Source organism: Kaistia sp. 32K, from assembly GCF_016629525.1.
In the GTDB taxonomy this organism is placed as follows: domain Bacteria; phylum Pseudomonadota; class Alphaproteobacteria; order Rhizobiales; family Kaistiaceae; genus Kaistia.
This window is the reverse complement of the sequence record NZ_AP024269.1, coordinates 4,005,213-4,025,644: the sequence shown is the minus strand read 5'-3', so window position 1 is coordinate 4,025,644 and position 20,432 is coordinate 4,005,213. Positions and strand designations below refer to the sequence as shown.

18 protein-coding genes are annotated in these 20,432 nt (G+C 67.4%); 7 read left to right on the top strand and 11 right to left on the bottom strand.

Features of this window, described 5'->3' with window-relative positions; all coding sequences use genetic code 11:
• Nucleotides 1-69 precede the first annotated feature (69 nt).
• From K32_RS18650 to K32_RS18630, 5 genes are all read right to left on the bottom strand, one after another.
• Complete coding sequence (locus tag K32_RS18650; protein WP_201404563.1) at nt 70-663, bottom strand: CarD family transcriptional regulator; 594 nt, start codon at nt 661-663, stop codon at nt 70-72.
• 463 nt (nt 664-1,126) lie between these two features.
• Nucleotides 1,127-1,465: a ferredoxin FdxA gene (gene fdxA / locus K32_RS18645; RefSeq protein ID WP_201400946.1), complete on the bottom strand. Its 339-nt coding sequence runs from the start codon at nt 1,463-1,465 to the stop codon at nt 1,127-1,129.
• A 123-nt stretch (nt 1,466-1,588) separates the two neighbouring features.
• Nucleotides 1,589-2,002 carry an RNA-binding S4 domain-containing protein gene (locus tag K32_RS18640; RefSeq protein WP_201400945.1) on the bottom strand — a complete coding sequence of 138 codons (414 nt, stop codon included), beginning with the start codon at nt 2,000-2,002 and terminating at the stop codon, nt 1,589-1,591.
• Between the two features lie 68 nt (nt 2,003-2,070).
• Complete coding sequence (locus K32_RS18635) at nt 2,071-5,265, bottom strand: helicase-related protein (RefSeq protein WP_201400944.1); 3,195 nt, start codon at nt 5,263-5,265, stop codon at nt 2,071-2,073.
• 1,084 nt (nt 5,266-6,349) lie between these two features.
• Nucleotides 6,350-7,213 carry a DUF3108 domain-containing protein gene (locus K32_RS18630; protein ID WP_201400943.1) on the bottom strand — a complete coding sequence of 288 codons (864 nt, stop codon included), beginning with the start codon at nt 7,211-7,213 and terminating at the stop codon, nt 6,350-6,352.
• Between the two features lie 259 nt (nt 7,214-7,472).
• On the opposite strand from K32_RS18630, the gene rpmB reads away from it, so the two are divergent.
• On the top strand, nt 7,473-7,772 hold the full coding sequence (gene rpmB, locus K32_RS18625) for a 50S ribosomal protein L28 (protein ID WP_201400942.1): 300 nt from the start codon (nt 7,473-7,475) through the stop codon (nt 7,770-7,772).
• A 10-nt stretch (nt 7,773-7,782) separates the two neighbouring features.
• Nucleotides 7,783-8,421, top strand: coding sequence for a VUT family protein (locus K32_RS18620; protein ID WP_201400941.1), 639 nt, complete (start codon nt 7,783-7,785; stop codon nt 8,419-8,421).
• A gap of 70 nt (nt 8,422-8,491) precedes the next feature.
• Here K32_RS18620 and K32_RS18615 read toward each other — a convergent pair whose 3' ends face one another.
• From K32_RS18615 to K32_RS18600, 4 genes are all read right to left on the bottom strand, one after another.
• The gene (locus tag K32_RS18615) at nt 8,492-9,538 is read right to left on the bottom strand and encodes an esterase-like activity of phytase family protein (protein WP_201400940.1); all 1,047 of its coding nucleotides are present in this window, start codon (nt 9,536-9,538) and stop codon (nt 8,492-8,494) included.
• Entirely contained in the window at nt 9,535-11,430 is a 1,896-nt protein-coding gene (gene cobT, locus K32_RS18610; protein ID WP_201400939.1) for a cobaltochelatase subunit CobT, read from the bottom strand. Before cobT ends, K32_RS18615 begins: the two co-directional genes overlap by 4 nt.
• A gap of 179 nt (nt 11,431-11,609) precedes the next feature.
• A complete protein-coding gene (cobS, locus tag K32_RS18605; protein ID WP_201400938.1) occupies nt 11,610-12,596 on the bottom strand; it encodes a cobaltochelatase subunit CobS in 987 nt (328 codons plus the stop codon).
• A gap of 100 nt (nt 12,597-12,696) precedes the next feature.
• A complete protein-coding gene (locus K32_RS18600) occupies nt 12,697-13,320 on the bottom strand; it encodes a J domain-containing protein (RefSeq protein ID WP_201400937.1) in 624 nt (207 codons plus the stop codon).
• A gap of 69 nt (nt 13,321-13,389) precedes the next feature.
• Here K32_RS18600 and K32_RS18595 point away from each other — a divergent pair, with 69 nt between their 5' ends.
• Nucleotides 13,390-13,653, top strand: a complete 264-nt coding sequence (locus K32_RS18595; protein WP_201404562.1) for a BolA family transcriptional regulator — start codon at nt 13,390-13,392, stop codon at nt 13,651-13,653.
• Nucleotides 13,654-14,281: 628 nt separating this feature from the next.
• On the opposite strand, the gene aroB is transcribed toward K32_RS18595, so the two are convergent.
• Together aroB and K32_RS18585 are read right to left on the bottom strand one after the other, a co-directional pair.
• A complete protein-coding gene (gene aroB / locus K32_RS18590) occupies nt 14,282-15,406 on the bottom strand; it encodes a 3-dehydroquinate synthase (protein WP_201400936.1) in 1,125 nt (374 codons plus the stop codon).
• A gap of 4 nt (nt 15,407-15,410) precedes the next feature.
• Nucleotides 15,411-16,016: a shikimate kinase gene (locus K32_RS18585; RefSeq protein WP_201400935.1), complete on the bottom strand. Its 606-nt coding sequence runs from the start codon at nt 16,014-16,016 to the stop codon at nt 15,411-15,413.
• Between the two features lie 219 nt (nt 16,017-16,235).
• Between K32_RS18585 and K32_RS18580 the strand changes: the two genes are divergently transcribed.
• The 4 genes from K32_RS18580 (at nt 16,236) to K32_RS18565 (ending at nt 19,792) form a co-directional block, all read left to right on the top strand.
• Nucleotides 16,236-16,385: a histidine kinase gene (locus tag K32_RS18580; RefSeq protein WP_201400934.1), complete on the top strand. Its 150-nt coding sequence runs from the start codon at nt 16,236-16,238 to the stop codon at nt 16,383-16,385.
• Nucleotides 16,386-16,396: 11 nt separating this feature from the next.
• Nucleotides 16,397-17,356, top strand: a complete 960-nt coding sequence (gene xerD / locus K32_RS18575; RefSeq protein WP_201404561.1) for a site-specific tyrosine recombinase XerD — start codon at nt 16,397-16,399, stop codon at nt 17,354-17,356.
• A gap of 127 nt (nt 17,357-17,483) precedes the next feature.
• Nucleotides 17,484-18,437, top strand: coding sequence for an acetyl-CoA carboxylase carboxyltransferase subunit alpha (locus K32_RS18570; RefSeq protein ID WP_201400933.1), 954 nt, complete (start codon nt 17,484-17,486; stop codon nt 18,435-18,437).
• Nucleotides 18,438-18,640: 203 nt separating this feature from the next.
• The gene (locus K32_RS18565) at nt 18,641-19,792 is read left to right on the top strand and encodes a murein L,D-transpeptidase family protein (protein WP_244669608.1); all 1,152 of its coding nucleotides are present in this window, start codon (nt 18,641-18,643) and stop codon (nt 19,790-19,792) included.
• Nucleotides 19,793-20,432 lie beyond the last annotated feature (640 nt).

Sequence of the window (20,432 nt, the reverse complement as noted above, 5' to 3'; positions counted from 1 at the left end):
CCGGCGGAGGCCGGGCGTTCCCTGTAGAATCAGTGAGTTCGCAGAGGCGGGGCCGTGGGCCCCGGCGCCTTATGCGGCCTCGTCGTGCGTCTCGTCGTCGCTGTCGACTTCGGCTGCGACTTCTTCGTCGGCCTTGCCGCCGCGCTTCGGGCTCTTGGCGAGGTTCTGCTCGATCTGGCGGACGGCTTCCGTCTCGGAGATCTCGCTCACCGCCGCGATTTCGCGCGACATGCGGTCGAGAGCGGCCTCATAGAGCTGGCGCTCGCTGTAGGACTGCTCGGGCTGCGTGTCGGAGCGGTAGAGATCGCGGACAACTTCGGAGATCTGGATCAGGTCGCCGGAATTGATCTTCGCTTCGTATTCCTGGGCACGACGGCTCCACATGGTGCGCTTGACGCGGGCGCGGCCACGAATGGTCTCGAGTGCCTTCTTCACGGTGGTCGCATCGGAAAGCTTGCGCATGCCGACCGTCGTCGCCTTCGCGACGGGGACGCGCAGCTTCATCTTGTCTTTCTCGAACGCGATCACGAAGAGCTCAAGCTTGATGCCGGCCACTTCCTGCTCTTCGATACCGACAATCTCACCGACGCCATGCGCCGGATAGACGATGTGCTCGCCGGTCTTGAAATCGGAACGCAGAGTGGTCTTCTTGAGGGTGGCCATACGCGTATTAACTCCGTTAAATTGGCGGGCCCGGCTCGCCAAGCCAAAGGCCGGATTTTGACGATTCCCCGTCTCATCCATGGCAAATGCGACTCCGACCCGGTTCCGGGGCAAGCGAGCCCCGGAGGCGAACCGGTCGGGTCCGCTCATTCCGCTTGTCAGCCGATCAGGAAGACGCTTGTCACCTGCAGGACGTCCGCGCGCGTGCACGGCATTGCCGACGATCCCCTTGCCGTCGCGCGCTAGTCGCGTCAGCACGGTTTATCGTGTCAATGCTGTGGGTTGTTCACGAACGAAACGCCAAAAGGTGCGGTTACGCCGTAGGTGGTCACCGACTGTCAGATATATATATCACAAAATACCCAAAAATCAAAGCATTGCGGTCGCAGCGCCGTGAAGGCGCCGCGTGCCGGAATCCTCGTCCGGGATTCGGGCGCGAATCGCGCCCCGCCGGTTGTTCCCGTCAGTCGCCCTCGCCGGGCGCCTCGGAAAAATGCCCTTCGAGCTTGTTGGGCACACCGTCGAACTCGGCCGCTTCGGGCAGCGCATCCTTGCGGACGGTGATGTTCGGCCACTTCTCGGCATATTCGGCGTTGAGCTTCAGCCACTGCTCGAGGCCCGGCTCGGTGTCCGGCTTGATCGCCTCGGCCGGGCATTCCGGCTCGCAGACGCCGCAGTCGATGCATTCGTCCGGATGGATGACGAGCATGTTTTCGCCCTCGTAGAAGCAGTCCACCGGACATACCTCGACGCAATCCGTGTACTTGCAGCGGATACAGTTGTCGGTCACGACATAGGGCACGATCGTCTCCTCGGAACGGCGAACACGTTCCAGGCTCGCCGACGCCGGATGGGTAAACGCTTTGGCGGGACGGTGCAAGGATCGTGGATGCCGCAATCGCCCGCTTCGGCAGAACGGGTTTTCTCAATCTTCGTCGTCGGATGGAAAAGTCTCTCCGCCGTCCCCGGACGTTCCGGAATGGAACGCATCCAGCGCGCGGCGGTCGCGCTTGGTCGGTCGCGGTCCGCCGCGCTGCAGCGGCTGGGCGGATGGCGAGATCGGAGCCGGCGGCGTCACATCCTCGTAGAGCAGCTGGGCTTCCGGCGCCGGACCCCGGCGCGTGCCGGGATCGAGGACCTTGATCACCCGCACCTGGCGCTCGAAGGCGATGGTGAGAACGTCGCCGGGCCGCACGAGGCGGCTCGACGCGTCGATCTTGTCGCGGTTGACGCGGACCTTGCCGCCGGTCACCAGCTTCTGGGCGATCGAGCGGCTTTTGGCGAGGCGGGCGTACCAGAGCCATTTGTCGATTCGCTGGCGCCCGGTCTCCTCGCTCATCGCGGCTCCGTGTCTGGCCCGGCGTCGCGCGGCGTCAGCCGCCGCGCTGCCTGGTTTCTATCGCGCGGCTAGCCGCCGCGCTTTTTGGCCTCAAGATCGGCCTTCAGCGCCAGCAGCGCCGCGAAGGGCGAGTTCGGATCGACCGGACGGTCGCGCCGGGGCTCCTCGCGACGCGGCTGCGGCGCCTGGCCCTGGCGGGAATCGCCGCCCTTGTTGCGGTGATCCTGGCCCTGGCGGTCCTGGTTGCGGCGTCCCTCGCCCTGCGGACGATCGCCGCGCTCGGGACGGGGCCCGCGCTGCTGCTGCGGGCGTCCACCCTGGCGACGGCCGTCGCGCTCGCCGTCCTGCTGGCGGCCACGGCCTTCGCGGCCTTCCGGCTTTGCCTCGCCGGCAGCGCCTTCGGCCGGAGCCGATGCGTTGTTGTTCGGGCGACGGTCGCGGCGATGGTCGCGCTGCTGCGGGCGACGGTCGAACCGGCCCGGACGCCAGACGTCGATCATTTCCGGCTCGGCCGGGGTCTCGGCGACGGTTTCGGTGACGATCTCGGTCGTCTCGACCACGACCTCGGTCGAGGTCTCGATCACGATCGTCTCGACGACCGCCTCCGCCGGCGCTTCAACCACGGCCTCGGTCGCCTCGGCCACAGCGGCTTCGACAGCCTCTGCCACGGGCGATTCGGTCTCGACGGCCGGCGCGGCCTCAGCCTCGGCGGCCGGTGCCGTCTCGGCAGGCGCTTCGGTCACGGTCTCGACCGTCTCGGTCGCGACCACTTCCGTCGCGACGACGGGCGCCTTGGGCGGGGCCGGGCGACGGTCCAGGCGGTAACCCAGCGACTTCAGCACGCCGGCGAAATCCTCGCCGGAGCAGCCGAGCAGCGACGTCATCGAAACGGTGATGGTGAAGCCATTGCCGTCGACGGCGCCCTCGGGCGGCACGAGATTGTCGGAAGTCGGCTTCCAGGCGATCAGCGGCCGGATGATGTCGGCCAGCCGCTCGAGGATGTCGATGCGGACGGCGCGGTTGCCGGCGATGCGATAGCCCACCACGCGGTAGAGCGGCCGGGCGAAGCTCGCATCGACCGGAACCGTGGTGCGGCCGGTGGCGGAGAGCTGCGGCAGCTCGGCCAGGCCCGGCGCGTCGAGGCCGTGGTTCTTCAGCGCCCACAGCATGGCGTTGAGGGCGCTCGGCGCCGGCTTCAGCAGGGCCGGCACGTAGATGTGGTAGGCGCCGAAGCGGACACCGAGCTTGCGCAGGCCCGAGCGGGCCTCCTGGTCGAGCGCCTTGATCTCCTCGGCGATCTCCGAACGCTCCAGCACGCCCTGGCCCTCGACGATGCGGAAGGCGATGCCGCGCGCCGGCGCCGAGAGCTCGAGGCCTGCGAGCAGCTCGAACAGCGGTTTCAGCAGCGTCTCGACATGGCTCTTCAGCCAGATGTCGACGCGGTCCTGCACGCGTTCGCGCGACGGGCCGGTCAGGCCCTCATCGGCGAGCAGCACCAGACGCGGCCGGAGCGCGTCGTCGGTCGCGACGATGCGGGCAACCGGGGCGCCGAGCCAGCGCAGCGTGCCGTCGGTCGACAGCACGAATTCGGGATTGGGGGCGTTGCCGATCTTCTCGGCGCGGCGTTCGATCTCGCCGGCGAGCGCCTTCTGGGCCACGGCGGCGATCGCCTTGGCGTCCGGGCCGTCGGCCTGGGGATCGGGCGTGAAGCGGAAACCCTGCAGGCTTCCGACATGCTGTCCCTCGACCAGCACATCGCCGGAGGTCGTGATTTCTGCTTCGAGCATGGCGTTTTCTCTGAGCCGCTTCATCAGTACACTTGTGCGCCGGTCCACGAAACGCTGAGTCAGCCTCTCGTGGAGCGCATCGGAAAGTCGATCCTCTATAGCGCGCGTGCGCTCCTGCCAATGGCGAGGATCCTTAAGCCAGTTAGGCCGGTTTGCCGCAAAGGTCCATGTTCTTATGTGTGCAATGCGGTTGGCGAGCGTATCGATATCGCCATCTGTGCGATCTGCAAAGGCGACCTGACGCTGAAACCAGTCGTCTGGCACCGCGCCATCGCGGGCGACGAAGGTGAAAATGTCGCCGACGATCTCGGCATGGTTGGCCGGCGCGATGCGCCGATAGTCCGGCGTCTGGCAGATGTCCCAGAGCAGTTCGATGCGCTCGCGCCGGTTGGCCAGCGCCCGGATGCCGGGGTCGCGACTGACGATTTCCAGCACCGTGACGTCCTCGGCCGGCGGCGCCTTCGACAGGCCCTCATGGCCCGGCGGACGCTCCAGACTGGCGCGAAGGCTATCGATCGTGCGGAAATCGAGCGCACGATTGCGCCATTGCAGGGTGCGGACCGGGGCGAACTGGTGGCTCTCGAGCGCCTCGACCAGCTCGTCCTCGAACGGGTCGACCTGACCGGTGACGCCAAATGTGCCGTCGCGCGTATGCCGTCCGGCGCGGCCGGCGATCTGGCCGAGCTCGGCCGCCGTCAGCCGGCGATACTGGAACCCGTCGAACTTGCGCTCCTGCGCGAAGGCGACATGGTCGACATCGAGATTGAGGCCCATGCCGATGGCGTCGGTGGCGACGAGAAAATCGACGTCACCGGACTGATAAAGTTCCACCTGGGCGTTTCGCGTCCGTGGGCTGAGCGATCCGAGCACCACCGCGGCGCCGCCACGCTGGCGGCGAATCAGTTCGGCGATCGCATAAACCTCGTCGGCCGAGAAGGCGACGACGGCGGTGCGGCGGGGCAGGCGGGTGATCTTCTTCGAGCCGGCATAGGTCAGCATCGACATGCGCGGCCGGGTGATGACGTTGATCCCGGGCAGCAGCTTTTCCAGGATGCCCCGCATGGTGGCGGCGCCGAGCAGCAGCGTCTCGTCGCGGCCGCGCAGGTTCAGCAGCCGGTCGGTGAAGACATGGCCGCGGTCGAGGTCGGCGGCGAGCTGGATCTCGTCAATCGCCAGGAAGGACGCGTCGGTGTGGGAGGGCAGGGCCTCGACCGTGCAGATGCGGTAGCGCGGATGCGGCGGGATGATTTTTTCTTCGCCGGTGATCAGCGCGACGGCATTGGCGCCGACCCGCGCCACGACGCGGCCATAGACCTCGCGGGCGAGTAGGCGGAGCGGCAGGCCGATGACGCCGGACGAATGGGCGAGCATGCGCTCGATCGCCAGATGCGTCTTGCCGGTATTGGTCGGACCCAAGACGGCAGTGACGTTGCGCCCGCCCGCTCCGGCGCCTGTAGCTTTCGACCGTTCATTCATCGTGCGGGCAGTCTCACCATTCCAACGCTTCGGACCTTGCCCCTGTATCATGTCGAAACAATGGGGTGCCGGATCCAATCCTGCAGACGGGCTCCGATTAAACCTTGGAACCTTTCTGGAACAAACGATGTCCGAATCACTGACTCCCGGAAAATCGCGTTCTGTTCACCACCATATATGTGCGGCGCGGCGGGAACCGCCACGAAATAGTGCCATGCAAAAGCCTGCGCCCGCCTGACATCCGGCCGGGACGTTAACCTTTGCGGGAGCCGCGCGAAACAAGCGGGTTACCAAAACGTCAATTCAATCAAGAGGCTGTTGTCGCTGGCCGTTAACGATTCGACCGAATCCGGAACGGAGAAAGCACGAATCGCTGGCGGGACAGAGTTCCGGGTTCGTGCCCGCTACGGCTTGTGGGTGGCGCCGCCGGCGCCACGATAGGCACGGGGACGGAATGGCCGGCGGGCAGGGCGGCGCGAGGCCAAGCGTGCCATCTTGCCGGTCCGCGTTAACCAGGGCGGGGCGAGTGTCGCAATCCGGGACGGCTGCTTGCCGCTTGAGTGGCTGCCCGCCGGATGGCGGCGCGGGATGGCGGCGCGCCGGCGACGGCACAGGCTCCGTCATCCCGGACGCAGCGAAGCGGAGATCCGGGATCCATTCAGCCGTGAACTCGGGAAGCGCGCGTCACCAGCAGCCCGGCTGAATGGATCCCGGGTCAGGCCCGGGATGACGGCGCGAGCGGGGCTGGCAGACCGCTCGAACGGCAAGCGCTGCCAGACCGATCGACGGCCCCGACCATCATCCTGAGGTGCTTCGCGCGAGCGAAGCCTCGAAGGAGGGTCCAGCGGAGCTGCGGAACCCCCGAGATCCGGGCCTCATCAACCGGCAGCTGTTTGCTCCCTGAAGGGAGTCAACTGAACCCTCCTTCGAGGCCCGGCTCCGCCGGGCACCTCAGGATGATGGTTCGAGGTTTGGGGATGTAGTCCGGAAGAACCGTCTCGATCGCCGACCGACCAACTCCGCCCGCATCGTCTCCACTTGATGCAGATGGAAACCCGGCACGCGGGCCACCAAGCGGAGCAACCTACTCCGCCGAGGCGCGCTGGGTTTCGGCCTCGCCGATGAAGCGCGAGGCGTGGATGATCAGCATGCCGACTTCGGTGCCGATCTGCAGGCGGTAGGGGATCATCACGCCGAGCGGCTCGACCGGCGCCAGCCAGACCTCGAGCGCCTTGTTGTTTTCCATGTATTCGATCGCCTCGCGCGTCGGCCGGTGGCCGGCGACGGGGACGTAGCGGGCGCCGCAGACGATGACCGTGCCCTTATAGGAGCCGGCCTGGCCGTCCACCTCGGCCGTGCCCTTGTAGTAGAGCTTGACGTCGAAGCGCTGCCAGCCGTCGAAGACGGGAACGGTGCGGTTGCAGGCGCCGGCCGTGCTGCCGTTCTTCATCGGCACGATCATGGCGCTCAGGGGATCGAAGATGTTGCGCATGTGCTGCGGCAGCAGCGGCACGCGGTCGGCCTTCTTGGCGAGCGGAGGCAGGGCGGCGACGTTGACGATGTCGCCGGCGTTCATCTGCATCGAGACGGTCGAGTTGCGGTGGCCGTTCTCGCTGGTGTCGAGCAGGTAGGCGGCGGGCAGCACGCGGGTGCCGACCATGCGGCCGCTGCTCTTCAGATAGCCCTTGCCGTCCGAGACGAAGCGGCTGACGCCGCTGGTCGAGCCGCGCACCGTGATGGTGTAGCCCTTGCCGTCGAATACCGTGTCGAGCGCGAAGCGGCCGATGGTCAGCCCGCCGAGCAGGATGTTATAGGTGGCGTCGACGCGGCCGTTCGGCGCTTCCGCCTTGGCGGGGGCGGCGAGCGACGGCTGGGGCGCGCAGAGCGAGGCGACCGCCGCGGCGAAGGCCGGCAGAAGGAGAGCGCGGAGGAAGCGGGGCGATTTCATGAGAAATGGTTCCGTCGAAGAGACCTGTCCGTGCGGGTTTTTCGCCTTCGTCCCCGCGTCGGTCCCGTGGCTTAGATGATGCCCCCAAATCACTTCGCGCGATTCTAGGTGATTTGCCCCGTCTTAGTCACTAGTCATCGCGTCCTGAAAGCTTGACGGGCGTGGCTTCGGTGACTAAGAGAAAGCCCACTTTCCGATACCCCTGCCGCGATGGATGCCGAAGCCGGCGCGTTGCGGCGGAATATGAAGGATTTTTGTCATGTCCCGTGTCTGCGAGTTGACCGGTAAGGCCGTTCTGACCGGCAACACCGTCAGCCATGCCAACAACAAGGCTCGTCGCCGTTACCTGCCGAACCTCGTCAACGTGACGCTGATCAGCGACGCGCTCGGCCGCAGCTTCAAGCTGCGCGTTTCGGCTCACGGCCTTCGTTCGGTCGAGCACCGTGGCGGTCTCGACGCCTTCCTCGCCAAGGCCGATGCGAAGGAACTGTCCTTCCGCGCGGCGACGCTGAAGCGCGCCATCGCCAAGAAGCTCGAGCTGGAATCCGCGGCGGCCTAAGGGGCTCTCGATGATCAAGCCGGGTTACATCGTTGCGGCCGCCGTCATGGCGGCCGTTGTCGTTTTGTCGAATGTCCTCGTCCAGTATCCGGTCGAGGCCATGGTCGGGCGGCTTCAACTCGCCGATATCCTGACCTGGGGCGCGTTCACCTTTCCGCTCGCCTTCTTCGTCAGCGACCTGACCAATCGCCGCTACGGCCCGCGCGTGGCGCGGCTCGTCGTGCTGGTCGGCTTCGTCTGCGCCGTCGCGGTGTCGGTGAAGCTGGCGACGCCGCGCCTCGCCGCCGCCTCGGGCGCCGCCTATCTGGTCGGCCAGATGCTCGACATCAGCCTGTTCGCCCGCCTGCGTCGCCAGGCCTGGTGGCGGGCGCCGCTGGCGGCCTCGGTGTTCGGCTCGATCTTCGACACGGCGATCTTCTTCACGCTCGCCTTCGCGCCGTTCGCGTCCTTCCTCGGCCCGAATGACAGCTTCGCGCTGCAGCCGGCGCCGCTGCTCGGCCTGTTCTCGGTCGAGACCGCGCGTTGGGTGTCGTGGGCGCTGGGCGATCTCACGGTCAAGTTCTGCGCCGCGCTGATCCTGCTTGCGCCCTATCGCGCGCTGATGCGGATCGTGCTGCCCTGGCCCGACGCGCAGATGCGCCCGGCCTAGGCGTTCCGTCGAATACGAAAAGCCCCGCTTCGGCGGGGCTTTTTTTATGCTCGGTCGGGATCGATTCGTGTCAGTTGACGGCGGTGCCGGAGGCCGTGCCGGGGCCCTGCCAGAGAAACTCCAGCATCAGCGTCCGCTGCAGGATGCTCACATTGTCGTCGGAGACGAGGGTGATGCGGGTCCGGCCGTCGGGGTCGGTGGAGACGGCGAGGCCTTCCATGTTGTCGATCTGGGCCAGCATGTCGGCTTCCATCACCACCGGCCCGTCGACGACGGCGCCGGGGCGGATGGCGTCGCCGGGCAGCCGGCGCAGCCGCATGCCGACGCCATAGGGCACCACCAGCCGCCGCTCGAGAATCAGCAGGTCGCCATTCGGCAGGAAGGCGCCGTCGGTGACGTCGTAGTCGCCGCTGCGCACCACCGAGAAGGCACCGGCCAGCGGGCCGCGCACGATCCAGGCGCGATGGTTGCGCGCCTTGTCGAGCGAGCGCTCCGCCACCAGCACGGGCGAGCCCTTGAGCGGCCCGTTCGCTGGCGCCAGCGCCACGGTCTCGAGGCCGCGATTGCCGACGAGCTTGCGGCCGGCGCGGTTGAACTTGATCACCTCCGGCCGCGCCAACGCCAGGTCGGGATCGGCGCGATAGAGGCGGAGCTCGTTCGCCTGTTCGAAGGAGACATAGGCGGCCTCGCGGCCGTCGATCGTGGTGAGCCGCAGGCCCTCGGCATCGGCGTCGTGCTTGAGGCCGAGCGGCTGGCCCTTGGCGTTCAACATCGGCGCCCAGCGCGTGTCGCTGAGGCCGACGAGCCGGCCCGCCTCGCGCTCTGCCGTGCCGCGAAACCAGTAGCCGGTGTCGGAGATCGCGACGAAGCTCTTGCCGTCGGGGCCGAAATCGATGCCGGACAGCCCGCCGAACTGGCGGTTCGGCGAGGTCAGGATCAGGCCGCCGGCGAATTCGAACTCGCCGAACTGGGTCTGGCTGCGACCGATCAGGAACTGGTCGATGCGGCTGGTGCGGATCGTCTCCGGTTCGAAGCCCGCCGCAAACGTCAGGCTTGGGGCAAGCGCTGTCGATCCGGCGAGGAGCAGCGCTGCGAAGGCTGCCCGCACGCCTTTCATCGCGCGACCCGGCGTCTCGACGGCCGGCGCGCCGGCTGCTGGTGTTCGTCGAACAGCTCCGCCAGCTTCTCCGTCATCGCGCCCGCCAGTTCCTCGGCGTCGACGATCGTCACGGCGCGGCGATAGTAGCGCGTCACGTCGTGGCCGATGCCGATGGCGATCAGCTCGACCGGCGAGCGGTTCTCGATCTCGTCGATGACGTAGCGAAGGTGCCGCTCGAGATAGTTGCCGGTGTTCACGGAGAGGGTCGAATCGTCGACCGGCGCGCCGTCGGAGATCATCATCAGGATCTTGCGCTGCTCGCTGCGCGCGAGCAGGCGCTGATGCGCCCAGTCGAGCGCCTCGCCGTCGATGTTCTCCTTGAGCAGGCCCTCGCGCATCATCAGGCCGAGATTGCGCCTAGCGCGCCGCCAGGGTGCGTCGGCGGCCTTGTAGATGATGTGGCGGAGGTCGTTCAGGCGGCCCGGGGCGGCCGGCTTGCCGGCCTGCAGCCAGGCCTCGCGCGATTGCCCGCCCTTCCAGGCGCGCGTCGTGAAGCCGAGGATCTCGACCTTGACGCCGCAGCGCTCCAGCGTGCGGGCCAGGATGTCGGCGCACGTCGCCGCGACCGTGATCGGCCGGCCGCGCATGGAACCGGAATTGTCGAGCAGCAGCGTCACCACCGTGTCGCGGAAGTTCGTGTCCTTCTCGATCTTGAAGGAGAGCGGCTGCATCGGATCGGTGACGACGCGGTGGAGCCGCGCCGGGTCCAGCATTCCCTCTTCGCGGTCAAAATCCCACGAGCGGTTCTGCTGCGCCATCAGGCGGCGCTGCAGGCGGTTGGCGAGGCGGCCGACGGCGCCCTGGAGGTTCGCGAGCTGCTTGTCGAGGAAGGCGCGCAGCCGGTCGAGCTCGGCCGGATCGCAGAGATCCTCCGCCTTGATGGTCTCGTCGAAGCGCGTCGTGAAGGCCTTGTAGTCGATGCCGGGCGGGGCATTGGTGAACGGGCTCTCGGGGCGCTTCGCCTCGCCGGCGTCGCGCGCGTCCTCGACGTCGTCGCCCTCGGAATCATCCTCGGCGCCGGCTTCGGTCGTCTCGGTCTCGCCGGCTTCCGCCTCGTCGCCCGTCGTCTCGGCCTCTTCCGAGGCGTCGCTGTCGGCCTGGTCCGCCTGGTCGGAGGCGTTCTCCTGCTCGGAGCCCGAATCGTCCGTGGCGTCGCCCTGGTCGTCGTTCTCGTCCTCGTCGCCACTGCCGAGCTCGTCGGCCATTTCGAGCGAGGCGAGCATCGAGCGGACGGCGGCGGCGAAGCGCTTCTGGTCGCCCAGCGTATCGGCCAGCCGGTCAAAATCGGCGCCGGCCTTCTCCTCGATCCAGTCGCGCCAGAGGTCGACGATCTTCTCGCCCGAGGCCGGCGGCTTCTGGCCGGTCAGCTTCTCGCGCACGATCAGCGAGACGGCGTCTTCCAGCGGTGCTTCCGAGCGCTCGGTGATCTCGTGGAAATTGCCGCGGTGATAGCGGTCCTCCAGCATCGCGGCGAGATTGCCGGCGACGCCGTCCATCCGCCGGGCGCCGATCGCCTCGACGCGCGCCTGCTCGACCGCGTCGAACACGGCGCGGGCGTTCTTGCCCTCGGGCGCGACCGCGCGGTGGATCGCGTCGTCATGGCAGGCGAGCCGCAGCGCCATCGAATCGCCGAGGCCGCGCGTGACGGCGATCTCGGCCGCGGTCGGCTTGCGGGCCGGTTCCGGCAGGCGGGCGCGCATGCCGGTCAGGATCGGCCGGTCGTTCGAGAACGAGACCTCGAGGTCAGGCTTGCCGGAAATCGCGCGGACGCAGCCGGCGACGGCCCGCTTGAACGGTTCCGTCATCGCCTCGCCGGGCTTCTGTCTCGGATCGCTGTTGCTGCCGCTCATTTTTTCTTCCTCGCCCCTTCCAGCACCCTCGCCCGCATGGCGGGAGAGGGCGGGGGTAGGGGTCTTTGGCATCCGGCTCGTGCGGGCAGGGTGAGAAGCAAGTCCCTCACCCAGCCCTCTCCCGCGGGCGGGAGAGGGCTCAGTCTCTCTCCCTCAGGCGAGAGGGCTTGAGCCTCACCTTAGCTCAGCACGACATTCGCGGCCGACTCGACCAGCTCTTCGCCGAAGGCGCGCTGATAGAATTCCGCCACCAGCGAGCGCTCGAGCTCGTCGCACTTGTTCAGGAACGTCACGCGGAAGGCGAAGCCGATATCGCCGAAGATCTCGGCGTTCTCGGCCCAGGTGATGACGGTGCGCGGGCTCATGACGGTCGACAGGTCGCCGTTGATGAAGGCCGAGCGCGTCATGTCGGCGAGGCGGACCATGCGGCCGACCAGGGCGCGGCCCTTCGGATCGGCGAAGTGCTTGGCCTTCGAAACGACGATGCCGACCTCGTTGTCGTGCGGCAGGTAGTTCAGCGTGGTGACGATCGACCAGCGGTCCATCTGCGCCTGGTTGATCTGCTGCGTGCCGTGATAGAGGCCCGACGTGTCGCCGAGGCCGACCGTGTTGGCGGTGGCGAACAGGCGGAAGGCGGGATGCGGGCGGATGACGCGGTTCTGGTCGAGCAGCGTCAGACGGCCGGCCGATTCGAGCACGCGCTGGATCACGAACATCACGTCCGGGCGGCCGGCGTCATATTCGTCGAACACCAGCGCGATGTTGTGCTGGTAGGCCCAGGGCAGGATGCCGTCCCGGAATTCCGTGACCTGCAGGCCGTCCTTGATGACGATCGCGTCCTTGCCGATCAGGTCGATACGGCTGATGTGGCTGTCGAGGTTGACGCGCACGGCCGGCCAGTTGAGACGGGCGGCGACCTGCTCGATATGCGTCGACTTGCCGGTGCCGTGATAGCCGGTGACCATGACGCGACGATTGCGCGCGAAGCCGGCCAGGATGGCCAGCGTCGTCGTCCGGTCGAAGAGATAGTCCGGATCGGAATCCGGCACGTGCTCGTTCGGCTCGGAATAGGCCGGCACCTGCATGTCGGAATCGATGCCGAAGACCTCGCGCACGGAGATCATCGTATCGGGCAGGGCGGTGCGATCAGTCGTCGTCTCAGTCATGTCTGCTCCGTCGCATCCAGCGGACGCTTGCGGTCGGGTTCAAGGCGGGAGGGCCAAACTGATTTTCCACCCGCGGGCGCGAGCGGAGGATGAGCGTCTTCTAGCAGAAGCCGGCCGCTTTGAGAAAGTTATATGCCTGAATGATTTCGCGCAGCCTGTCCTCCGAGCTGCGGTCGCCGCCATTGGCATCCGGGTGATAGATTTTCACCAGCGATTTGTAGCGCGCCTTGATCTCGACGCTGGTTTCGCTGCCCTCGAGGTCGAGCGTGTCGAAGGATTTGCGCTCGAGCGTCTTCAGGTGGCGCGCCGGCTTCGGCGGCTCCTTCACGCGCCCCGCCGTGCCGTCGAACATGTCGAACGGATCCTGGACGCCGCCGCTCCAGTCGCGCGCCGCATGGCTCTTGACGCGCTCGCGCTGCTCGCCGGCGCTGTTGACGCCCATGGTCCAGGTCGGCCGGTGGCCGGTCAGCGAATCCTTCTGGTAGGCGGCGATGTCGTCGTCGCCCATGCCGGAAAAGTAGTTGTAGCTCTTGTTGTAGAGGCGGACGTGATCGATGCAGAAATGGTGGAACTGGCCCTCGCGGTTCCGCCCCTTCGGCGCCTTGTGCGTGCCCGCGCGATCGCAGCCCTCCCAGCCGCAGGTCGGCGCGGACCGCTTCAGCACAGTCTCATCGACGCTCGGCTTGATCCGGATTCCGTCGAACAATTTTGAATCGAGCTTCATGGTGCGATTATGGTAGCCACCCCGTCGACCGACAAGGCGACGTTTCGCCATGCGAACGAGGTTCTCTGTATGGATACGAAAGAGCGGATCACGCAGGCGCTGACAAGTGCCCTGTCGCCGCAGAGCCTAGATGTGATCGACGAGTCGCATTTGCACAAGGGCCATGCCGGCCATCGGCCGGAAGGCGAGACGCATTTTCGCGTGAAGATCACGGCGGAAGCGTTCCGCGGCAAGAGCCGCGTCGATGTCCACCGCGCGATCAACGCGATCCTCGCCGACGAACTCGCCGCCGGCGTCCACGCCTTAGCCATCCAGGCGAAGGCGCCGGAGTAGGGCTCCTCGGTCTCCCTTCACCTCTCCCATGGGGAGAGGTCGGAGCGAAGCTCCGGGTGAGGGGGTAGGGAACCGTCCGGATAGAGCGCCATTCCGCTGGAAATCGTCCTGCGAGGCCGCAACCCCTCACCCGCCGGCCTACGGCCGTCGACCTCTCCCCATGGGAGAGGTGAAAGGGGCTGCCGGTCCGGGGCGTCGGCCGCTTCCCACAAGACGTGGCGAAGAGGCCTCGCCGCCTTCCCGCCGCCGTCTCCACACCCTCGCCGTCATCCCGGGCCCCGACCCGGGATCCATTTTTCCGGGTGAACGCTGCAGGGAGGCTTGGCGCGAAGAGGCCCCGAGGGCGCGGATGGATGGATTCCTGCTTTCGCAGGAATGACGGGGAGCGTGGGGCAGAAATGTCGGGGCGCGCACGGACATGGCGGAGGATCCGGGTGCACTCGCCCTTCACCTCTCCCATGGGGAGAGGTCGGAGCGAAGCTCCGGGTGAGGGGGTAGGGAACCGTCCGGATAAAGCGCCATTCCGCTGGAAATCATCCTGCGAGGCCGCAGCCCCTCACCCGCCGGCCTGCGGCCGTCGACCTCTCCCCATGGGAGAGGTGAGGGGCCTGCCCCTCTCGGTGAAAAATCAGCCCGCCAGCTTGTCCGTAAGAAACGCCTGGACCGCCGCCGGGGGGACGTCCTTGGCGATGAAGGCCTGACCGACGCCGCGGGTCAGGATGAAGGTCAGCGTGCCGCGCGAGACCTTCTTGTCCTGCGCGATCAGCTTCATCAGCCCGTCCGCGTCCGGCAGCTCGCCCGGGATGTCGGAAAGGCGCGTCGGCAGGCCGACCGCCTTCAGATGCGCCTCGACGCGGACGCCGTCGTCCGGCGAACAGAGGTTCATGCGCGCCGAGAACTGATGCGCCAGCACCATGCCGATGGCGACGCCCTCGCCATGCACGAGGCGCTGCGAATAGCCGGTGGCCGATTCGAGCGCGTGGCCGAAGGTGTGGCCGAGATTGAGAAGCGCCCGCTCGCCGGTCTCGTGCTCGTCGGCCGCCACCACCTTGGCCTTGGCGCGGCAGCTCGTCGCCACCGCGTGTTCGCGCTCCGGTCCGCCGGAAAGGATGCCCTGCCAGTTCTGCTCCAGCCAAGCGAAGAAGCCGGCGTCGTCGATCAGGCCGTATTTTGCCACTTCGGCATAGCCGGCGCGGAACTCGCGAGGGCTAAGCGTGTCCAGAATCCCCGTATCGGCGATGACGAGGTCGGGCTGGTGGAAGGCGCCGACGAGGTTCTTGCCCTCGGCGGTGTTGATGCCGGTCTTGCCGCCGACGGAGCTGTCGACCTGGGCGAGCAGCGAGGTCGGGATCTGGACGAAGCGCATGCCGCGCCGGGCGATCGCCGCCGCGAAGCCGGTCAAATCGCCGACAACGCCGCCGCCGAACGCGATGACGATGTCGCCGCGCTCCAGCCGCGCGCCGAGAATGGCGCGGGTGACCGTCTCCAGCGTCTGGAAATTCTTCGAGCCTTCGCCGGGCGCGACGACGATCGGCACGCTCGGAATGCCGGCGGCGTCGAGCGAGGCGGTGAGCTGGGCCAGATGCAGGCCGGCGACGGTCTCGTCGGTGACGACGGCCGCGCGGACATTGGGCAGGCGCTCCGCGATGGCGCGTCCGGCATCGGCGAGGAGGCCGCGGCCGATCAGGATGTCGTAGGCGCGGCTGCCCAGCGCGACCGGAACCGAGGTGATGGCGGCGGCGTCTGCGGTCATGGGATCAGGATTCCTCGGTAGGCGTCTCGGCCGCCAGGAAGGCGAGCAGGGCTTCGATGGTTTCGTCGGCGACGACCTCGTGGGTCACGTCGCGCGACAGGATGTGGATGTTCGCCGCGGCATAGACGGGGTCGCGCTCGGCCATCAGCCGGCGCATCGTGCCTTCGGGATCGGGGTTCTGCAGCAGCGGCCGGTTGGCGCGCTTGCGCACGCGCGCCATCAGCACGTCGAGCTCGGCGCGCAGCCAGATCGAGACGGCGCCGCCGAGGATCGCCGCGCGCGTCTCCTCGTTCATGAAGGCGCCGCCGCCGGTTGCCAGCACCTTCGGGGTGCCGTCGAGCAGGCGTTTGATCACCCGCCGCTCGCCGTCGCGAAAATAGGCCTCGCCGTGCTGGGCGAAGATCTCGGGAATGGTGGCGTCGGCCGCCTTCTCGATCTCTGCGTCGGCGTCGATGAAGGGCAGGTGCAGCTTGGCGGCGATGCGCTTGCCGACGGAGGTCTTGCCGGCGCCCATCAGTCCGACCAGCACGATGGCGCGCGGACCCAGGCGGTCGATCAGGTCCGCCCCGGCTGCGATGCTCTCATTCTCTGGAACAATGCTCTCAATCATGGTTCCGCAGCTCCTCGTCCGGCCTCTGCCGAGGTAGAACCGGACGCGGGCGATGCTGTCAAGCATGCGGGCGGCGGCGAATGGGGAGGAGAGCGCCCAAAAGCGCTTCGGACCGGGCCGGCGGGCCGCTCCGCCCCGGCCATCGCGCCGCGCTTGCCATCGACGCCCCGCCACGGCCATAACCAGAGAACCACTATTCCAAAGGTCCGGGACCGGTTCATGCCGACCTTGTCGCGCTTCATCGCCGCCTGCATCCTGCTCGCGCTCGCCGGCTATGCGATCGTGTTCGTGCTGGCGAACTATGTCGAGCCGACGCCGCGCGAGATCACGATCCGGGTGCCGACCGACAAATTGCTGCGGGAGCCATGATGGCCGAGAAGATGGCCGCGAAATCGAAGGGCGCTCGCTCGCTCGCCGGGCTGCACCACCTCGAAGCCTTTCTCGAGATGATGAGCGCCGAGCGGGGCGCCTCGCCGCATACGCTCTCCTCCTATCGCCGCGACCTCGAGGACTATGCCGATTTCCTCGTCGGCCACCGGCTCGATTTCGAGCGGGCGACGCTCGCCGACGTCCGCGCCTATCTGGTCGATCTCGAGGTGCGCGGCTTCGCCGCCTCGTCGGCCGCGCGCCGGCTCTCGGCGCTGCGCCAATTGCATCGCTTCCTGTTTTCCGAAGGCGTGCGCGCCGACGATCCCTCCGGCATCGTCGAGGGGCCGAAGCGCAAGGTGCCGATCCCTAAGGTGCTGTCGGAGGCGGAGGTCGACCGGCTGCTCGCCACCGCCGAGACGAATGTCGGCGCGGCGAAAACCTCCGGCGCGGCGCTGCGGGCCGCCCGCCTCGCCGCCCTGCTCGAGACACTCTATGCGTCCGGCATGCGTGTTTCCGAGCTGGTGGCGCTGCCTTCGTCGGCGGCGCGGGCCGATCTCCGCGTGCTGATCGTGCGCGGCAAGGGCAGCAAGGAGCGCATGGTGCCGCTGACGGGCCGCGCCCGCGAGGCGATCGCCCGCTACATGGCGCTGCGGCGCGAGCACGAGGGCAAGGCGCCGAGCGGCCAGTGGCTGTTTCCCTCCTTCGGCGACAGCGGCACGCTGACCCGCCAGGCTTTTGCCCGCGACCTGAAGGATCTCGCCGTCGCCGCCGGCATTCCGGCCTCGCGCGTGTCCCCGCATGTGCTGCGCCATGCCTTTGCAAGTCACCTGCTGCAGAACGGCGCCGACCTCCGCATCGTGCAGCAATTGCTCGGCCACGCCGACATCTCGACGACACAGATCTATACGCATGTGCTGGAGGAGCGGCTGCGCGCGCTCGTCGCCGAGCACCATCCGCTGGCAAAATCGTGATCGAAGTCACGCCTGACGGTAGGGTCAACTTGACACCGCCGGGGCTTGCAGCCAGTGTGCGCCCACTTTCGGGGAGGTCTATCCGGCCGCCCACACTAAGCCATGTTTGTACGGCTTGAAGGTCTGGATGCGAACCTTTCTTGAATTCGAAAAACCCGTCGCCGATCTCCAGGGCAAGGTGCAGGAACTGCGCGCCCTGGCAGAGAAGGGTGACGCCGTCGCGGTCGGTGACGAGATCGCCAAGCTCGAGGTGAAGGCCGGCCAGGCCCTCGCCGACATCTACGCCAAGCTGACGCCCTGGCAGAAGACGCAGGTCGCGCGCCATCCCGACCGGCCGCACTTCGTCGACTACGCCAAGCGGCTGATCACCGATTTCACGCCGCTCGCCGGCGACCGCAAGTTCGGCGAAGACCAGGCGATCCTCGCCGGTTTCGGCCGTTTCCGTGGTCGCCCGGTCGCCGTCATGGGCCAGGAGAAGGGCCATGACACCGAGAGCCGGCTGCGCCACAATTTCGGCATGGCCCGGCCCGAGGGCTACCGCAAGGCCGTGCGCATCATGGAACTGGCCGAGCGCTTCTCGCTTCCGGTGATCGCGCTGGTCGACACCGCCGGCGCCTATCCCGGCATTGACGCCGAGGAACGCGGCCAGGCTGAGGCGATCGCGCGCTCGACCGAGGCGGCGCTGGGTCTCGGCACGCCGAACGTCTCCGTCATCATCGGCGAGGGCGGCTCCGGCGGCGCGATCGCGATCGCGACCGCGAATCGCGTGCTGATGCTCGAGCATTCGATCTACAGCGTGATCTCGCCGGAAGGCGCCGCCTCGATCCTCTGGCGCGACGGCAGCCGCGCGCAGGACGCCGCGACCAACATGAAGATCACGGCGCAGGATCTGTTCCGCTTCAACGTCATCGACGAGATCATCCCCGAGCCGATGGGCGGAGCCCACCGCGAGCCGGACGCCGCGATCGACGCGACCGGCCAGGCGATCGAGCAGGCGCTGGCGGCGTTCGAGGGCCAGTCCGAGGCCGACATCAAGCGCCAGCGTCGCGAGAAGTTTCTCGCGATCGGCCGGACGCTTTGACACGATTCTGCCCGTCTTCCAGCTTAAAGAGCATTTGATTCGATCTGCACGTCCCCCAACGGGACGTGCGGTCGCTTAAGAGACGGGATGGAGCACGGCGCGCATCGGGCGAGGGCTCCACAGGGGTGTCCATGTCAGTTTTCGGATCGTCAGTGTTCGCGTCGTCGGGTTCCGGGTCGTCCGTTTCCGCGTTTTTGGGTTCCGTGCTTTTTTCGCGCCTCCGCAAGGCCGCCCTGGTGGTCGTGGCGGGTCTGGCGCTCGCCGCCTGCCAGGATGCCGGCGTTCCCAAGCACATGAAGCCGCTCCCCGCCAAGTTGAAGGCGAAGATGGAGCAGCTCAACATGGATCCGAAGGCGCCGATCTACATCCGCTCCTTCAAGGAAACCTCCGAATTCGAGGTCTGGAAGCAGCGCCGCGACGGCACCTACGGCCTGCTCAAGACCTATTCGATCTGCAAATGGTCCGGCAAGCTCGGCCCCAAGGTCAAGGAAGGCGACCGGCAGGCGCCGGAGGGCTTCTATACGGTCAAGCCCGGCCAGATGAACCCGAACTCCAAATACTACCTGTCGTTCAACATCGGCTTTCCGAATGCCTATGACGACGCCTGGGGGCGCACTGGCAACAGCCTGATGGTGCATGGCGCCTGCTCGTCGGCCGGCTGCTATTCGATGACCGACGAATCCGCCGGCGAGATCTACTGGCTCGCCCGCGATTCCTTCCTCGGCGGCCAGCGCTCCTTCGAGGTCAATCTCTACCCGTTCCGCATGACGCCGGAGAACATGGCGCGTCACCGCAACGACCCGAACATGTCGTTCTGGCAGATGCTGAAGGACGGCAACGACCATTTCGAGGTGACGCGCAAGCCGCCGGTCGTCGGCGTCTGCGACAAGCGCTACGTCTTCAACGTCGACACCAGCGGCAAGCTGAACCCGACCTCGGCCTGCCCGACCGACATGCGCGTGCCGGAATGGCTGGACGCGGCGGTCAAGCAGAAGCAGGGCAGGGACCAGCAGGTCTTCCTGGCCATGTCCAGCAAGCTCGACGGCCAGGACCAGGTCGCGGCCGCGAAGGTCGACGCCTCCAAGATCGACGCCTCCAAGGCGGCGGCTGACTTCGCCGCCCGCCAGGCCTCGGCCGACGCTGCCACCGTCGCCGCGGCGCCGGCCGCCTTCGCGACGCCCGTCGTCGTCGAGGGCAACGCCGCCTCAATGGCGATCGGCGGCGTCCCGGCCCCCGGCATGCCGCTCCCCGTACCCTCGCCGGTCCGCCTGACCGCGGAGCCGGCCGCCGCGCCCGCCGCCGCCGAAAAGAAGCCGGGCTTCTGGGACAAGTTCAAGAAGCGCCAGCCGTCGTAAGGCGGGCATTTTCTCGCAGGTCTCCGTCGGTCACCACCCTCTCCGTCATTCCTGCGAAAGCAGGAATCCATACAGCCTGGGCATAGGGAGCCCGAGCTCCCGGCTGTGCGCGGGTGCACCGGGGAGCCTCCGTACGCCTCGGCTGAATGGATCCCGGATCAAGCCCGGGATGACGCCGGTGTGTGGGGCGAACGGTAAGCCAACTGCGTTGCCGTTCGCGTCGCGGACCTCACCTCTCCCATGGGGAGAGGTCGGCCCGCAGGGCCGGGTGAGGGGGTAGGGAACCGTCCGGATGACGCTCCGCCCGTCGGGAGCCGGACCTTCGAGGCCGCAACCCCTCACCCGCCGGCCTTCGGCCGTCGACCTCTCCCCATGGGAGAGGCGAAGGGCCTCCTTCGGCCATTGTGGCGTTTGAAACAAGCCCGCTCGGAACCGGACGGTATTGGCATCGGCGGCGTCCCACCCTCGCCGTCATCCCTGCGAAAGCAGGGATCCATAAACCTCGCCGTCGGGCTCCGCCTCCCCGATGCGACTCGTGCTCCGGTCGGCCGTATCCGCCCGGTTGGACTTGTGCGGCGGATGGATGGATCCCTGCTTTCGCAGGGATGACGGCGGAGGGTGGTCTGCCGGCGTGGTCTTC

Bases quoted from the DNA above. Each gene is read 5' to 3' on its own strand.
- K32_RS18650 (WP_201404563.1), bottom strand. From the start codon at position 663: ATGGCCACCCTCAAGAAGACCACTCTGCGTTCCGATTTCAAGACCGGC.
- K32_RS18640 (WP_201400945.1), bottom strand. From the start codon at position 2,002: ATGAGCGAGGAGACCGGGCGCCAGCGAATCGACAAATGGCTCTGGTAC.
- K32_RS18635 (WP_201400944.1), bottom strand. From the start codon at position 5,265: ATGAATGAACGGTCGAAAGCTACAGGCGCCGGAGCGGGCGGGCGCAAC.
- K32_RS18630 (WP_201400943.1), bottom strand. From the start codon at position 7,213: ATGAAATCGCCCCGCTTCCTCCGCGCTCTCCTTCTGCCGGCCTTCGCC.
- rpmB (WP_201400942.1), top strand. From the start codon at position 7,473: ATGTCCCGTGTCTGCGAGTTGACCGGTAAGGCCGTTCTGACCGGCAAC.
- K32_RS18620 (WP_201400941.1), top strand. From the start codon at position 7,783: ATGATCAAGCCGGGTTACATCGTTGCGGCCGCCGTCATGGCGGCCGTT.
- K32_RS18615 (WP_201400940.1), bottom strand. From the start codon at position 9,538: ATGAAAGGCGTGCGGGCAGCCTTCGCAGCGCTGCTCCTCGCCGGATCG.
- cobT (WP_201400939.1), bottom strand. From the start codon at position 11,430: ATGAGCGGCAGCAACAGCGATCCGAGACAGAAGCCCGGCGAGGCGATG.
- cobS (WP_201400938.1), bottom strand. From the start codon at position 12,596: ATGACTGAGACGACGACTGATCGCACCGCCCTGCCCGATACGATGATC.
- K32_RS18600 (WP_201400937.1), bottom strand. From the start codon at position 13,320: ATGAAGCTCGATTCAAAATTGTTCGACGGAATCCGGATCAAGCCGAGC.
- K32_RS18595 (WP_201404562.1), top strand. From the start codon at position 13,390: ATGGATACGAAAGAGCGGATCACGCAGGCGCTGACAAGTGCCCTGTCG.
- aroB (WP_201400936.1), bottom strand. From the start codon at position 15,406: ATGACCGCAGACGCCGCCGCCATCACCTCGGTTCCGGTCGCGCTGGGC.
- K32_RS18585 (WP_201400935.1), bottom strand. From the start codon at position 16,016: ATGATTGAGAGCATTGTTCCAGAGAATGAGAGCATCGCAGCCGGGGCG.
- K32_RS18580 (WP_201400934.1), top strand. From the start codon at position 16,236: ATGCCGACCTTGTCGCGCTTCATCGCCGCCTGCATCCTGCTCGCGCTC.
- xerD (WP_201404561.1), top strand. From the start codon at position 16,397: ATGGCCGCGAAATCGAAGGGCGCTCGCTCGCTCGCCGGGCTGCACCAC.
- K32_RS18570 (WP_201400933.1), top strand. From the start codon at position 17,484: ATGCGAACCTTTCTTGAATTCGAAAAACCCGTCGCCGATCTCCAGGGC.